The 15,143-nt window shown below is 66.3% G+C and carries 11 protein-coding genes; 5 read left to right on the top strand and 6 right to left on the bottom strand.

The genetic code is table 11. The annotated features are described in order from the left end of the window. Nucleotides 1–185: 185 nt before the first annotated feature. The 6 genes from AC07M1_RS02720 to AC07M1_RS02745 form a co-directional block, all read right to left on the bottom strand. Complete coding sequence (locus AC07M1_RS02720) at nucleotides 186–1,760, bottom strand: DUF5060 domain-containing protein (RefSeq protein WP_495161030.1); 1,575 nt, start codon at nucleotides 1,758–1,760, stop codon at nucleotides 186–188. Then, complete coding sequence (locus AC07M1_RS02725) at nucleotides 1,757–3,004, bottom strand: MFS transporter (protein ID WP_495161031.1); 1,248 nt, start codon at nucleotides 3,002–3,004, stop codon at nucleotides 1,757–1,759. Before AC07M1_RS02725 ends, AC07M1_RS02720 begins: the two co-directional genes overlap by 4 nt. Nucleotides 3,005–3,121: 117 nt before the next feature. Further along, on the bottom strand, nucleotides 3,122–6,160 hold the full coding sequence (locus AC07M1_RS02730; RefSeq protein ID WP_495161032.1) for a TonB-dependent receptor plug domain-containing protein: 3,039 nt from the start codon (nucleotides 6,158–6,160) through the stop codon (nucleotides 3,122–3,124). 95 nt (nucleotides 6,161–6,255) lie between these two features. Continuing rightward, entirely contained in the window at nucleotides 6,256–7,746 is a 1,491-nt protein-coding gene (locus AC07M1_RS02735) for an FGGY family carbohydrate kinase (RefSeq protein WP_495161033.1), read from the bottom strand. After that, entirely contained in the window at nucleotides 7,746–8,705 is a 960-nt protein-coding gene (locus AC07M1_RS02740) for a transketolase family protein (RefSeq protein WP_495161034.1), read from the bottom strand. The genes AC07M1_RS02735 and AC07M1_RS02740 overlap by 1 nt, the downstream gene beginning before the upstream one ends. Next, nucleotides 8,705–9,577 carry a transketolase gene (locus tag AC07M1_RS02745; RefSeq protein WP_495161035.1) on the bottom strand — a complete coding sequence of 291 codons (873 nt, stop codon included), beginning with the start codon at nucleotides 9,575–9,577 and terminating at the stop codon, nucleotides 8,705–8,707. The genes AC07M1_RS02740 and AC07M1_RS02745 overlap by 1 nt, the downstream gene beginning before the upstream one ends. A gap of 268 nt (nucleotides 9,578–9,845) precedes the next feature. Between AC07M1_RS02745 and AC07M1_RS02750 the strand changes: the two genes are divergently transcribed. The 5 genes from AC07M1_RS02750 to AC07M1_RS02770 are packed head-to-tail and all read left to right on the top strand — an operon-like array spanning nucleotide 9,846 to nucleotide 15,109. Continuing rightward, entirely contained in the window at nucleotides 9,846–10,631 is a 786-nt protein-coding gene (locus AC07M1_RS02750; protein WP_495161036.1) for a DeoR/GlpR family DNA-binding transcription regulator, read from the top strand. Nucleotides 10,632–10,674: 43 nt separating this feature from the next. Further along, nucleotides 10,675–11,661 carry a sugar phosphate isomerase/epimerase family protein gene (locus AC07M1_RS02755; RefSeq protein ID WP_495161037.1) on the top strand — a complete coding sequence of 329 codons (987 nt, stop codon included), beginning with the start codon at nucleotides 10,675–10,677 and terminating at the stop codon, nucleotides 11,659–11,661. 43 nt (nucleotides 11,662–11,704) lie between these two features. Then, a complete protein-coding gene (lldD, locus tag AC07M1_RS02760; protein ID WP_495161038.1) occupies nucleotides 11,705–12,844 on the top strand; it encodes an FMN-dependent L-lactate dehydrogenase LldD in 1,140 nt (379 codons plus the stop codon). Beyond that, nucleotides 12,841–13,605, top strand: a complete 765-nt coding sequence (gene lra1 / locus AC07M1_RS02765; protein ID WP_495161039.1) for an L-rhamnose 1-dehydrogenase Lra1 — start codon at nucleotides 12,841–12,843, stop codon at nucleotides 13,603–13,605. Before lldD ends, lra1 begins: the two co-directional genes overlap by 4 nt. 10 nt (nucleotides 13,606–13,615) lie before the next feature. Next, complete coding sequence (locus tag AC07M1_RS02770; protein ID WP_495161040.1) at nucleotides 13,616–15,109, top strand: FAD-linked oxidase C-terminal domain-containing protein; 1,494 nt, start codon at nucleotides 13,616–13,618, stop codon at nucleotides 15,107–15,109. Nucleotides 15,110–15,143 lie beyond the last annotated feature (34 nt).

Genomic DNA, 15,143 nt, shown 5'->3' on the forward strand with positions numbered 1-15,143 from the left:
CTTGCAATGTTGGATTCGGGCTGCCAGCCTTCGGCGGCTCTTTCTCATCGTGGGTGACGATCGGACTCGCGCGCGCGTAGGAGCCGGACTTTCGCGACTTTCGGGTATCCAGATACCCGAAAAAAGAGCGGCCGCGACGCCGAAACGCCGCGGCCGCAGGTCTAGCCACCCCAGAGGGGGTCTCGTTAAACCTTGACCAGCCGGACCGCGATGTACGGCTTGCCCGGCAGCGCGATGCTCGGCCGCGCGGGGTCATGGACGTCGTAATCGTCCTTTTGCTGCATACGGAACACGCCATCGACCGGCGTGACCGTCATGTTCCAGGTGTCGATCACGTCGATGCGGAAGCTGTGCTTGGGGTCGCCGCCCCGGCCCGGCAACACGACCTTCCACTCGGTCGGCGCTTCGGTGCCGAAATATTTGAGGTAGTATTCGTGCGGCTTGCCGCCGAGGTGATAGTTCCACCAGGGCTGGATCGCGTCGATGCCGGGCGTCGGGCCCTCCTCCATGATCTTGCGCAGGAAGGCGAGGCGTGGGGCGCTGGTCCCCTTGAGCAAGCCGCCCTGGCCCAGCCATGAGAAATCGGCGTTCTGCTTGGGGTCGTAGGTCTCGCTATGCCCGACATAGGTGCCGCCGATCAGGCCCCACCAGAAGCGCTCGACCATGCCCTGCCCGTCGAGATTGCCCCAGCGCTTGGTCGAATTGCCCTCATAGACCACCTCGTCGAAGATGACGGGCTTGAGCGTCATCGCCCGGTGCAGCTCGGCGCGCAGATCGTCGAGCACCGCGGCGCCGTTCTGGACGCTGGCATGGGTGATCCACGGCTTGCGGTGGTCGTAATAGGTGTTGATCTGATGGATCGAGCGCAGCCGGTCGTGTGGGTCGGCGGCGACGAGGACCTCGAACAGATGATCCCAGTCGGCCATCGACTTGGTCTTCACCGCATCGTACTCGTTGGCCATCGCCCACCAGACATGGCGGTATGCCCCCCAGCGCGCGGCGCAGTAGCGGACGAAGCGTGCGTCGTCCGCCCGCTTCATGTCGTTATAGCCGCGCGTCTCGTCATAGGGGTGGAACAGGATGACGTCCGCCTCGATGCCGAGCGCGCCGAGCTTCGCGATGCGGTCCTCGTAACGGCGGAAATAGTCGGGGTCGAAGCGCGTCGCGTCCCAGTCGCGCGGCCCCTTGCCGGTGCGGACATAGGGGTTGGTCGCGACCGATTCGACGTTGGGGGTGACCAGCATCCGCATCTTGTTGAACGGCGCGGTCTTGAGCGTCTCCAGCGTCTGCGCGCATTTGGCGTCGGACTGCAGCGCCCAGCTGTAGCAGGTGGTGCCGATCTGGCGGAACGGCGTGCCGTCGGCATAAGTGAAGTGATAGCCGTCCTGGCTCACCCGTACCGGGCCGTGATTGCCCTTCGACGGTGCGACGCACTCGAAGCCGCCGCGCTTGTGCGCCATCTCGGTCGCGCTGCTCTCGGTCTCCCAGCTCCACTTGCCGGTTTCGGGCGGGCTGAAGCGGATGCGGTAGACGCCCTTGCCGTCGTAGAAGCCGGGGACGCGGATCGTTTTGCCCGCGCCCTTGAACACCGCGGCGAGCTGCACGTCGTCGAACGGGTTGCCCGCCTGCGGCCCCTCGAACACCAGCTCGTGCACGCCCCACCGCTCGGTGCGCGGCGCGCCCTGCCCGAAGGCGGGGGTCGCGGCGGCACCGGCGGCGATCAGGCCCGATTTCAGGACATTGCGGCGGGACAGGGTCACGCCGCGCGCTCCGCGTCGAGCTGTTCGAGCGACTTGCCCTCGTTGCGCGGCGCCCAGACGAAGCCGATCACGCCGCTGATCGCAAGGAAGCCGACCAGGATCCAGGCGAGATTGTGGAAGCCGGTGGCCACCAGCGCGGGCACGAAGAAGCTGAAGATGCCGAGCACGATGCGCACGATCGCGAACATCACCCCCTGTGCGGTCGCCCGCAGCGCGGTCGGGAACATCTCCGAGCTCCACAGCTGGAAGAAGCTCTGTGCGCCGAAGCCGCCGCCGACCGACATCAGGAAGACGTGGACGATCGCGACGGTGAGCGTCAGCGGGAAGATCGCCAGCAGCGCCATGCCGATCACCTGCGTGACGGCCGAGATGCCGAACAACAGCCGCTGGTTCACCTTGTCGGACAGCTTCATGAAGATGAAGAAGATCGACGCCATGCCGAGCACGAAGCTCAATGTCTGGACCGCGACCGACATCGCATGGGTCTGGCTGCCGACGGTGCTCAGGATATAGGGGAAGAAGAAGCCGTTGGTGCCGGCCCACAGGTTCCAGAACAGATAGGTGCCCGCCAGGAACGCCATCGACCCGATATGCTTGCGGGTGAACAAATCCTGCCAGCGGCCGCGCTGCGCGGTCTCCCCGCTCTGCTGCGCCTCCACCCAGCGCTGCGATTCCTGCATCTTCGAGCGCAGGAAGGTGAGGGCGATCGCGAGGATCGCGAGGTGCGCGAAGATGATGCGCACGCCGAGCAGACCGAGGCTGTCGAGGATCAGCGCCATTACCAGCACGACGACGGGGCCGAGATACCAGAGCAATTGCGCGACGCCGCTATGCTTGCCGCGCTTCTTGTCGGGCGCCATTTCCGCGATCAGCGACCAGGATGCGGGGATGTCCGCGCCGACGGCAAGGCCGACGAGGAAGAAGCCGATGATGACCATCCAGGCGTTCATCGCGAACACCAGCCACAGCATACCGAACGCGTAGAACAGCATGTCGTACTGGTAGATCTTCTTGCGCCCGAGCAGGTCGCACAGCCGCCCGCCGATCAGCGCGCCGATGCCCGCCGCGATCGCATTGGGGCCGAACGCGGCGATCAGCCCGAGCAGGCTGTCGTCGAGTCCATATTCCTTCTGCCACAGCGCCAGCGCGACGGCGCCCGCGACGATCGATCCGGCGTCGATGTAATTGGCGAGTCCCGCCAGGATTGTATTCTTCCAATCCTCCCGATCGGCTGCACTGCTCATTCTGTTGTTCTCCAGGGCTAGTGGCTTGGCCGTTATGTCGTCGTCGCGGCCTCGACGGTAATCCGAAAACAGAGCGACAGGGGAGACGCGTGCCTCCCCTGCCAAAGGGGTGCTTCGTCAGAACTTGATGCGGGCACCGGTGTAGAAGCGGCGGCCGATCACGTCGTACACGCCGTTGGCGCTGCCGGGCAGGCCGCCCCAGACGGGCGGACGCTCGACATCGAACAGGTTCTTCACGCCGATATAGAATTCGAAATGCTCGAGCCCGGTGTAGCGAACCTGCATGTCGGTGTAGATCTTGGACCCGATGCGGAAATATTTTTCGTCCGGCACCGACCCGTCGGCGAGGCGATAGAGCGTCTGGAAATTCTCATAATCCAGCACCTGCGGCGCGATATACTCGGCGCTGAGATTGAAGCCGAACTTGTCATTGTCCCAGCCGATGCCCGCCGTCACCGCGTCGCGCGGTGTGCCAAGCTCGCCCATCGTATTGTCATAGGGGTCGCCGGTCAGCGCGCGGAACCCGTTCTTGAGCAGATGCGTCCACGCCGCCGACAGGCTCGCCGTGCCGCCCGCAACCTCGTGCTTGTAGTTCAGCGTGAAGTCGAGGCCGCGGCTGAACGATCCGCCGCTGTTGACCAGCGCGCGCACCACCTGCTCGACCGAACCGGTGCTGTACGCGCCCGACGCGCCCGCGCGGCGGGTGACGAACTGGCAGAAGTCGGCGATCCCCTCGCGATAGCATTTGTTGAGCACCGTCGCGGCCGACACGCGGCTGATCGCATTCTCGAGCTTGATGTCGAAATAGTCGACGGTCAGCGTCAGGTTGCGCAGCGCGTGGATCGAACGCGGGTTGATCACCGCGCCGATCGTCAGCGTCTTGCCGGTCTCTTCCTGGATGTTCGGATTGTTGGCGGAGATGCCGCCGACGCCCGCGAGATCCGCCTGGGTGAGCGTGAACGATCCGTTCGCCGCGATATTCGCCGCGATGCCCGGTACCGCGCGGCAATTGTCGGCGAGCGCCCCGGTCGTGGTCGCGGTGATGCCCTGGCACGGATCGGTGATCGAGATGATGCCGGCTTGTGGCGCCGCGAACAGCTCGCCGATGTTCGGCGCGCGGGTCGCGTGCGCATAGACCGCGCGGAAGCGGATATCCTCGACCGGCGACCATTCGCCGCCGATGTTCCAGGCATAGAAGGTGCCCACGGTCGAGTAATCCGACATGCGGCCCGCCGCGCGCAGCGTCAGGTTCTGGAAGAAGGGCGTGTCCGACAGGATCGGCACGACGATCTCGCCATAGGCTTCCTTGACGTCGAACTTGCCCGCCGTGTCGGTCATCTGGACATAGCCGTTCCGCGCCTGATTGGTCAGCGGATCGAAGATGTCGCGGCTTTCCTCCTTGCGATATTCGGCGCCGACCGCGACCTGCACTGGACCGGCGGGAAGCTGGAACAGAGTGCCGGTGAGGTTGGCGGCGGCGACGTGCATCTGCTGCTTGGAATAGCGGCTCATGCTCGTCTTGATGTACTTGATCGCATCGGCCGAGATTTTCGAGCTGCCGTCGGCGTTCAGGCCATAGACGTCGATCGGAACGCAGCCCTGCGCACGTGCCGACGCATTGACGCACACCGCTTCGTTGCGGTTGCCGTCATTGTCATAATCATAGACGTCGGGGATCGCCTGCAGCGCCTCGGCCAGGTTGTAGAGGTTGGCGAGGCCGCTCATCGACTGGGTCTGTTTGGTGAAGCCATATTGGTAATAGGCGTCGAATTTCCAGCTGCTGCCCAGATCGACGGTCCCGCCCAGCACCACGCGGAAATTGTCGCGCTCGGTCGGGATGGTGCGCGTGCCGCCGTCGAACATCGTCGTGCGCAGCAGGAAGCTTAGATCCTTCGATGCGATCGCGTCGTTGACGTTGCGGTTGGTCGCCGCCGCGAACACCGCCGCCGGCACCAGCGGGTTGGCGAGACGGCGGACATCGGCCGCATTGGTCGGGTTCGCGACCATGAACTCGATGGGGTAGAAACCGCCATTGCCCGGGAAGGCGCCCAGCGCGCTGTCGGTGCGCATCGGCGACGCTTCCATCCGGCCCTTGCTGAGCACGTTGGTATAGGTCGCCTCGGCAAAGACGTTCGCGTTGTCGGTCACGTCATAGTTGAGACGCGCCGCGAAGGTGTAGCGCTCGGACGGCGCCGCCAGCAGCTTGTACTGCTCGCGATTATAGCCGTCGGTCGCGGCGTTGTAGGCGCGGAAGCTGCCGTCGGGATTGATGATGCGGCCGGTCTGGCTGCCGATCACGAACACCCCGCCCGGCCCGACGTTCGACGGGTTGTAGAAGGGGGTGAACAGGTTCTGCGCGGCGGTCAGGTTGGTCGCGCTGTTGCCGGCGACGCGCTGCGTGGTGCCAAGGCTGGTATAGTCGAGGCGCGCGAAGTCGCGACCGTCATTCTCGACCACGCCCTCGTTCACATAGCCGCCATAGACCATGATGTTGCCGCGGCCGTCGGCGAAGTTCGCGCCATAGGTGGCGTTGGCGACGAACTGGCGATCGTCGCCGCGCTCGGAAATGCCGCCCTGGACGTTGAGCCGCAGCCCTTCGAACTTCTTCTTGTAGATGAAGTTGACCACACCTGCGACGGCGTCCGATCCGTAGACGGCCGATGCGCCGCCGGTCAGCACGTCGACGCGCTCGATGAACGGGGTCGGGATCATCGACAGGTCGACCTGCGCGGTGCCCGGAACGCCCGCGACCGAACGGCGGCCGTCGATCAGCACCAGGGTGCGGTCGGCGCCCAGGTTGCGCAAATTGACGGTGGCGAGGCCTGGGTTGGTACTGCCGCCATTGGTGGTGCGGCTCTGGCCGGGGATGCCGACGGCGGGGTTCTGCTGCAGCGCCTCCTGCACGTTGACGACGCCGCTATCCTCCAGCGCCTGCGCGGTCACGACCTGCAGCGGGCTGGGCGAAGTCAAAGCGGGCGACGCGATGCGACTGCCTGTGACGACGACTTCCTGCTCGGCTTCGGCGGTCGGCTGGCTTGCGGGCACGGCGTCCTGCGCCTGCGCGGCGGTGGCTGCAAGCAGCGTCAGTGCGCTCGCGCCGGTCATCAGCAACCCGTGGCGGGCGCCGCGTGACAGATTGGTTCCTGCATCCTTCATTTCCCCACTCCTTCCCTTTTGTTTGTGAACGGGCCCGGGTTCGGCCCAGTCGTCGGGCGGTGTTCCGCCTCTCTGTCGGTAGTTTCTTTGAGTCCTCAGTCCGGCGGCGCGCGGTTGGCGCGGGCGACGACATCCGCCACGCTCTCGCGCCAGTTGCGCCGGATCATCGTGCGTGCGCTGGTGGTCAGTACCGGTTCGAAACGGTCGGTGGCGGCGGGTGCTGGCGTTTCCGCGAGGCCGAGCGCCTGCGCAGCCATGCGCGCGACGCCGAGCGCGCTCGCTTCGGCGATTTCGGGCCGGACGATCGTGCGCCCGGTCAGATCGGCGAGCATCTGCGCGAGTAGTGCGTTGCGCGCCGCGCCGCCGTCGATCGACAGTTCGGGAAGGTCGATCCCCAAATCGGCGGTGATCGCGTCGAGCACATCGCCGATCTGGAGCGCGATCGCCTCCAGCGTCGCACGCGCGATATGCGCCGGGCGGGTGCCCAGCGTCATCCCGCTGATCGTGCCGCGGGCGTCGGTGTTCCAGTGCGGCGCGCCGAGACCCGCGAGCGCGGGGACGAAGGCCACGCCTTCGCTGCTCTCGACGCTTGTGGCAAGATCGGTGAGCGCTTGCTCGTCGGTTAAACCAAGCAGCGCGGTCGCGAACGCGGCGGCATGGCCTGAGACGGAGATATTGCCCTCGATCGCGTGCTGTGCACCACCTTTGGCGTGGCTCCATGCGATCGTGCTGGACAGCCCTCGCGACGAGCGAACGCGGCGGTCGGTCGCGGCCATCAACGAGCTGCCGGTGCCGATCGTCGCCTTGACCCGGCCCGGCGCATGGATGCCGTGCGCGAACAATGCGGCATGGCTGTCGCCCAGCAACACCTGGACCGGTGTGCCCGTCGGCAGTGCCGTCAGGCCCGGCGCCACCGTACCGAAACCGCTGTCCGACGGCGCGATGCGCGGCAGGATGGAAAGCGGCACGTCGAAAATGCGCGTCAGTTCCGGATCCCAGTCGAGCGTGTCGAGGTTGAACAGCTGGGTGCGCGAGGCGTTGCTGTGATCGGTAGCGTGCACCTGCCCGCCGGTGAGATTCCACAGCAGCCAGCTGTCGATCGTCCCGGCCCGGATCTCGCCGGCCGCCGCGCGGTCGCGGGTGCCGGGGATGGCGTCGAGCAGCCAACCGATCTTGGCGGCGGGGAAGAGCGGGTCAATGCCGAGCCCGCTGCGTGACGCGATGGCCTCCTCGAGACCGGCTGCGCGCAATGCGGCGCAGCGTTCGGCCGAGCGCGCGCATTGCCAGATCACCGCCGGTGCGATCGGCCGGCCGGTGTCCGCCTCCCATAGCACCACCGTCTCGCGCTGGTTGGAGATGGCGAGTGCTGCGATCTGCGCGTCGGGTGCCGCCGCGACCAGCTCGTCGATCAGCGCGGCGACCGCGTCCCAGATGTCCGCCGCCGATTGCTCGGCCCAGCCCGGCTGCGGATAGATCACCTGCATCGGCCGCGAACGCGACAGCAGCACCGACCCGTCGGGCGCCACCAGCAGCGCCTTGGTGTTGGTGGTGCCCTGATCGATGGCAAGGATGACCGGACCGGACATCAGGCGGCCTTGCTGCCCAGCAGCTCGCGCGCGGCGGCGGCGATGCCGGTGGCGGACAGGCCGTAGCGCTCCATCAGCCACGCGGCCGAACCGGTCGGCAGGAAGCCGGGGAAGCCGAGCATCCGCATCCGCACTGGATCGTGCTGCGCACAATATTCGGCGATCGCGCCACCAAGGCCGCCTTGCGCAAGTCCTTCCTCGGCGGTGACGATCGCCCCGGTCTGCGCCGCGGCGGCGATCAGATCGGTGTCGAGGGGCGAAACGCTTGCCATGTTGATGACACGCGCCGCGATACCTTCGGCAGCGAGCGCCTCGGCCGCGGCCAGTGCGTGGTGAACCAGCGTGCCGTTGACGACGATGGCGATGTCGCTGCCTGCGCGCAGCACCTCGCCCTTGCCGATCGCGAAGGCCGCGCCTTCGGGGCGCTCGAGTGCGGGCACGGGCATACGGCTGATCTTGATATAGACCGGGCCGTCATGGGCGGCGGCGGCCTTGATCGCCTCGGCCGTCTCCCACGGGTCGGCGGGGACGATCACGGTCAGCTTGTCGATGGCGCGAAGCCAGGCGACGTCCTCGATGCTGTGGTGCGTCGCGCCAAGCTCGCCATAGGCGACGCCCGAAGAGATGCCGCACAATTTCACATTCTGCTGGCTGTAGGCGCAGTCGGCCTTGATCTGCTCCATCGCGCGCGCGGTCAGGAAGCAGCCGGCGCCGCTGACGAACGGGATCTTGCCGCCATTGGCGAGGCCGGCGCCGACCCCGACCATATTCTGCTCGGCGATGCCGACATTGATCAGGCGATCGGGGAAACGCTCGCGAAACTTGCCGAGCTTGGATGAGCCGACCGAATCGTTGACGACCGCGACGATGCGGCTGTCATTGGCGGCGAGTTCCTCGACCGTGCGGACATAGGCGTCGCGGCAGTCGAACAGACCGGCGGCGGGTGCTGCGGCGGCCATCAGTTCATCTCCGCTTCGAGTTCTGCAATCGCCTGGGCATATTGCTCGGGGTTCGGCACGCCGTGGTGCCAGCCGGCCTGGTCGCGCATGAAGCTGACACCCTGGCCCTTGTGGGTGTCGGCGATGATGACGAGCGGACGCTCACGCGGCTCGGCCGCGCGGTCGAAGGTTTCGAGCAACGCGGCGTGGTCATGCCCATCGACCCCGACGACGTCCCAACCGAACGCGCGCCATTTGTCGGCGAGCGGCTCAAGGCCGTTGGTATCTTCGGTCCCCGCGCCCTGCTGAAGCCGGTTGCGATCGACGATCACGGTGAGGTTGCCAAGGCCGCGATGCCCGGCGAACATCGCCGCTTCCCACATGCTGCCTTCCTGCAGCTCGCCGTCGCCGGTGAGCACGAAGACGCGATAGTCCGCCTGGTCGATCTGACCTGCCACCGCGATGCCGACCGCGACCGGCAGGCCGTGGCCGAGCGGACCGGTATTGGTCTCGACGCCGGGCAGATAGGTGCGGTTGGGGTGCCCGTTGAGCCGCGACTCGGGCTTGAGGTAGGTTTCGAGTTCTTGCTCTTCGAAGAAACCGGCCCCGGCCAGCGCGGTATAGAGCGCGCCGGTACAATGCCCCTTGCTCATCACGAAACGGTCGCGGTCCGGAGCGGTGGGCGCGGACCCTTCGATCCGAAGAATGTCGAAATAAAGCGTGGCGATGACGTCTGCGGACGAAAGGTCGCCGCCCGGATGGCCTTGGCCGGCATCGACGATCATGCGGAGCAGCCGGCGGCGCATCCAATTGGCACGCTCACGGACGTGCGTGGCACGGCTTTCCAGCGTGCGCACAGCCGTCTCCCGGCGTTCCAGTCCGACTCTACTCATACCCTCTCCTGCCCGCCGGATAGCGGATGTTGTAATCGAACGCAATAATAGTCATATTATATGCGATATCGATCGAAGTTTCGAATATCTTCGTTTTCTATCGATATGGGTAAAAATTGACAAGAGCCGAAAGGCTGCGTTAGCTAGGGGAGAGGGCCGGATGGTCCCGAACGGGTGCCAAATCAGGCAGATAGGCAGGAGCGGGGATGTCGGTTTCGTCCAGCCAGGGGGCGCTCTTCCGCGGCGCATGTCGCATCGTGGGCCGCGCATGAGCGGTGAACGACGCGCGCGGATGCTCGGCGAGGCACGCCGGAACAAGATCCTCGAATGGCTTCAGGAAGAGGGCAGCGCGCGCGTGCGCAGCCTGGCCGAGGCGTTCGGCGTGTCCGAAGTCACCGTCCGCCAGGACCTGGAGAAGCTCGAGTCGGACGGTCATATCGTCCGCGAGCATGGCGGCGCGTTCCTGAAATCGGTGACGCAACAGGTGCGTGCGATGGCGCTGCAGCATCACGAGAATATGGACGCCAAGCAGCGCATCGGCCGCGCCGCCGCCGCGCTGGTCGGCGATGGCGAGACGATCATCCTCGATTCGGGATCGACCACGACCGAGGTCGCGACGCAGCTGTCCGGGCGGCGCGATATGACCGTGATCACCAACGCGCTCAACATCGCACTGATGCTCGGCGCCGAGCCGGGGTTCGAGGTCCATATGACCGGCGGCCATTTCAAGGCGCCGACGCTGTCGCTCTCCGGCGACCGCAGCGCGGACTATTTCCGCGGCCTGTTCGTCCAGAAGTTGTTTCTCGCGACCGCGGCGATCGATCTGGAAGCGGGCCTCACCTATCCCGCGCTGTCCGACATCCCGGTCAAGCGTGCGATGATCGAGGCGGCTGAGAAGGTCATCCTCGTCGCCGATTCGAGCAAGATCGGGCTGCGCTCGTTCACCGCGCTCGGTGGGATCGACCTGGTGCACCTGCTGGTGACCGACGCCGGCATCCGCGACGAAGACCGCGCCGCGATCGAGGCGGCGGGCGTCGAGGTCCTGGTCGCCTGAACCCTTACGGCGCCCGGCGCCGCACCTCCTTGCAACAAGGAACATGCACGTGAGCAATCAGAAATACGGTGCCGGCATCTGGCACTTCGCGACCTTTGTCGATCGCTACGCCACCGACGGCTATGGCCCGGCGCGCTCGCTGATCGAGATGATCGATATCGCCGGGCAAGTCGACGACCTGTCGGTGGTCGACATCAACTACCCCTTTGTCGACCCGAGCCTGTCGCTCGACACGGTCGAGGCTGCGCTCAAGCGCAACAACCTCTCGGTCATCGGCATCACGCCGGAAATCTACACCCGCCAGTTCGCCAAGGGCGCCTTCACCAACCCCGATCCCGGCATCCGCCGCCTGGCGAACGAGATGTGCAACGACGCCGCCAACGTCGTGCGCCGCTTCGGCGCGGACTATGTGAAGCTGTGGCCGGGGCAGGACGGCTGGGACTATCCGTTCCAGGTCGATCATCGCAAGCTATGGCAGCAAAGCGTCGAGGGGATCGGCGAGCTCGCCAGCCAGAACCCCGACCTCAACTTCGTGATCGAGTACAAGCCGCGCGAGCCGCGCTGCCACATGAGCTATGACAGCGTGTCGCGCACCCTGCTCGGGATCGAGCGGATGGGGCTGCCCAATGTCGGCATCCTGCTCGACTTCGGCCATGCGCTGTATGGCGGCGAGAGCCCGGCGGATTCGGCGCAACTCGCGATCGATCACGGGCGCCTGTTCGGCATGGACGTGAACGACAATTTCCGCGGCTGGGACGATGACCTGATGGCCGGATCGGTCCACCCGATCGAGCTGTTCGAATTCTTCTACACGCTGCGCAAGAACAAGTGGGAGGGCGTGTGGCAGCTCGACCAGTTCCCGTTCCGCGAGGATTCGGTGGCGGTCGCCAATGGCGCGATCAGCTTCTTGAAGGGCATCGAGCGGGCGCTCGACAAGCTCGACTTCGAAGCGATGCAGGATGCGCAGGATCGCCACGACGCGGTGACCGCGCTGCGCCTTGCCCGCGAAGCGCTGTTCACCTCCTTCTGATGCTATACCCTCTCGCTCCGACAGCCGCCGGAAAGGGTGCCGCATGATCATTGCCTCGTCCCATGATTTCGAGAAGGCGGCGAAGCGGCGCGTGCCGCGCTTCCTGTTCGATTATGCCGAGGGCGGTGCCTATGACGAGGTGACGCTGGCTCGCAACGTCAGCGATCTCGCTTCGGTGACGTTGCGCCAGCGCGTGCTCAAGGATGTCGCGCACGTCGATCTCAAGACCACCCTGTTCGGGCGTGAGGTGGCGCTGCCCGTCGCGCTCGGGCCGGTCGGGATCAGCGGCATGTATGCCCGCCGCGGCGAGGTTCAGGCGGCGCGCGCGGCGGCGGCGGCGGGTATCCCGACCTGTCTTTCCACCGTCTCGATCTGCCCGCTGGAGGAGGTGGCGCGGGCGGCCGACCCCTTCTGGTTCCAGCTCTATGTCATCCGCGACCGCGGCTTCATGCGTGACCTGATCGCGCGGGCGAAGGCGGCGGGCGCGGAGGCGATGGTGTTCACCGTCGACATGCCGATTCCTGGCGCGCGCTATCGTTCGGAGCATTCGGGCATGGCCGGGCCCAACGCGCGGTTGCGACAGATCCTGCAGGCGATCGGCAAGCCGCGCTGGGCATGGGATGTCGGGTTGATGGGCCGCCCGCACACGCTGGGTAATTTGGCGCCGGTGCTCGGCAAGGACAGCGGCCTTTCCGATTATATGGGCTGGCTGGGCAAGAATTTCGATCCGTCGATCCAGTGGAAGGATCTCGACTGGATCCGCGCCGAATGGGATCGCCCGCTGATCATCAAGGGCATCCTCGATCCCGAGGACGCGCGCGAGGCGGCGGCGATCGGTGCCGACGGCATCGTCGTCTCCAACCATGGCGGGCGCCAGCTCGATGGCGTGCTCTCCAGCGCCCGTGCGCTCCCACCGATAGCCGATGCGGTGGGCGGCAAGCTCACCATCCTCGCCGATGGCGGTATCCGCACCGGGCTCGATGTCGTGCGAATGCTCGCGCTCGGCGCGGACGGCGTGCTGCTCGGCCGTGCCTGGGTCTATGCGCTCGCGGCGCAGGGTGAGGCGGGCGTCGCCAAGCTGCTCGCCCTGATCGCGCGTGAAATGAAGGTCGCGATGACGCTGACCGGGGTCAACCGGATCGAAGCGATTGACCGCTCGATCCTTGCTGAAGGTGTGAAATGAAGCTTCTCGAAGGCAAGACCGTGCTGGTCACCGGCGGATCGACCGGGATCGGTCGCGCCGCCGCGATCGGCGCGGCAAAGCACGGCGCGAATGTCGCGATCAACTATGCCTCATCCGACGACAAGGCCGCCTCATGCGTTGCCGAGATCGAGGCGCTCGGGCAGCGCGGCCTCGCGGTGAAGGGCGACGTCGCCTTGCCCGAGACCGCGGCCGATTTCGTGAACAAGGCGGTCGAGGCGTTCGGTCGCGTCGATGTGATGGTCTCCAACGCCGGCATCTGCCCGTTCCACGCCTTCCTCGACATGCCGGTCGAGACGGTCGACCGCACCTTCCGCGTCAACCTCCACGGCGCCTATTACATGGTGCAGGCGGCGGCGAACCAGATGGTGAAGCAGGGTGAGGGCGGCGCGATCGTCGCCGTCTCCTCGATCTCGGCGCTGGTCGGTGGCGAGTTTCAGACGCACTACACCCCGACCAAGGCGGGCGTGCACTCGCTGATGCAATCGGCGGCGATTGCGCTTGGGCGTCACGGCATCCGATGCAACTCGGTGCTGCCGGGCACGATCCTGACCGAGATCAACAAGGACGATCTCGCCGACCAGGACAAACGCGACCGCATGACCGCGCGCATCCCGCTTGGCCGCCTTGGCGAGTCCGAAGACCTTGCCGGGCCGATCGTGTTCCTCGCCTCCGACATGGCGGCGTACGTTACCGGCGCGGCGCTGCTGGTCGACGGCGGCGCCTTCGTGAACCTGCAATAGGCCCTCCGGCGTGTCGCTCGTCATGCCTCCGCCCGATGCCGCGATACTGGCGCGGCGGGCGGAGATCGTGGCGGCGATGCGCGCGATCGTCCCCGGCGAGGGCGTGATCGACAAGCTCGAGGCGCTGCGGCCCTATGAGTCCGACGCACTCACCGCCTATGCGCAGATCCCGCTGCTGGTGGTGCTGCCCGAGACGGTGGAGCAGGTCGCGGCGGTGCTGCGCTGGTGTCACGCCAACCGGGTCAAGGTGGTGCCGCGCGGCGCGGGGACCTCGCTGTCGGGCGGGGCGTTGCCGCTCGCCGACGGCATCCTGCTCGGCATGGCGAAATTCAACCGCGTCCTCGATATCGACTATGCCGATCGCGTCGCGGTGGTGCAGCCGGGTGTCACCAATCTCGCCATTACGCGAGCAGTGGAAGACGCCGGCTTCTACTACGCCCCCGATCCCTCGAGCCAGATCGCCTGCACCATCGGCGGCAACGTCGCCGAGAATTCGGGCGGGGTGCATTGCCTCAAATACGGCCTCACCACCAACAACGTCCTCGGCGTCGAGCTGGTGACGATCGAGGGCGAGGTCGTGCGCCTTGGCGGGCGCGGGCTGGAGCCGGCGGGGCTCGACCTGCTCGGAGTGATCGTCGGGTCGGAAGGGCTGCTCGGCGTGGTCACCGAAGTCACGGTCCGCATCCTGCCGCGGCCGCAAACGGCGAAGGCGCTGCTGATCGGGTTTCCGAGCGTCGAGAGCGCGGGCCAATGCGTCGCCGAGGTGATTGCCGCCGGGATCATCCCCGCCGGCATGGAGATGATGGACCGCGCCGCCGTCCATGCGGCCGAAGCCTTTGTCCAGGTTGGTTATCCGCTCGATGTCGAGGCGCTGCTGATCGTCGAACTGGACGGCCCTTCGGCGGAATGCGGCCATCTGACCGGCGAGGTCGAACGCATCGCCCGCGCCAATGGCGCGGTGTCGGTGCGTGCTTCGGCCGACGAAGCCGAGCGCGTTGCCTTCTGGGCCGGGCGCAAGGCGGCGTTCCCGGCAGCGGGTCGGCTCTCGCCCGATTACTATTGCATGGACGGGACGATCCCGCGGCGGCGGCTTCCCGAAGTGTTGACGCGGACGAAGGCGCTGTCCGATCAATATGGCCTTGGCGTCATCAACGTCTTCCATGCCGGCGACGGTAATCTCCACCCGCTGATCATGTACGACGCGAACCAGCCTGGTCAGCTCGAACGCGCCGAGGCGTTCGGGGCGGATATCCTCAGGCTCTGCGTCGAGGTCGGCGGTGTGCTCACCGGCGAGCATGGCGTCGGGGTCGAGAAGCGCGACCTGATGCCGACGATGTTCAGCAAGGCCGATCTCGCCCAGCAGCAGCGGGTCAAATGCGCGTTCGACCCTGAGCTGCTGCTCAACCCCGGCAAGATGTTCCCCGAACTGCACCGCTGCGCCGAGCTTGGCCGCATGCACGTCCATCGCGGCCAAGTGCCATTCCCCGATCTTCCGCGCTTTTGATGATCCCGACCCTCGCCCCAACCCCCACCGTCAC

It is taken from the genome of Sphingomonas sp. GW821-FHT10C01, assembly GCF_059415525.1.

Bases quoted from the DNA above. Each gene is read 5' to 3' on its own strand.
- AC07M1_RS02725 (WP_495161031.1), bottom strand. From the start codon at position 3,004: ATGAGCAGTGCAGCCGATCGGGAGGATTGGAAGAATACAATCCTGGCG.
- AC07M1_RS02730 (WP_495161032.1), bottom strand. From the start codon at position 6,160: ATGAAGGATGCAGGAACCAATCTGTCACGCGGCGCCCGCCACGGGTTG.
- AC07M1_RS02735 (WP_495161033.1), bottom strand. From the start codon at position 7,746: ATGTCCGGTCCGGTCATCCTTGCCATCGATCAGGGCACCACCAACACC.
- AC07M1_RS02740 (WP_495161034.1), bottom strand. From the start codon at position 8,705: ATGGCCGCCGCAGCACCCGCCGCCGGTCTGTTCGACTGCCGCGACGCC.
- AC07M1_RS02745 (WP_495161035.1), bottom strand. From the start codon at position 9,577: ATGAGTAGAGTCGGACTGGAACGCCGGGAGACGGCTGTGCGCACGCTG.
- AC07M1_RS02750 (WP_495161036.1), top strand. From the start codon at position 9,846: ATGAGCGGTGAACGACGCGCGCGGATGCTCGGCGAGGCACGCCGGAAC.
- AC07M1_RS02755 (WP_495161037.1), top strand. From the start codon at position 10,675: ATGCACGTGAGCAATCAGAAATACGGTGCCGGCATCTGGCACTTCGCG.
- lldD (WP_495161038.1), top strand. From the start codon at position 11,705: ATGATCATTGCCTCGTCCCATGATTTCGAGAAGGCGGCGAAGCGGCGC.
- lra1 (WP_495161039.1), top strand. From the start codon at position 12,841: ATGAAGCTTCTCGAAGGCAAGACCGTGCTGGTCACCGGCGGATCGACC.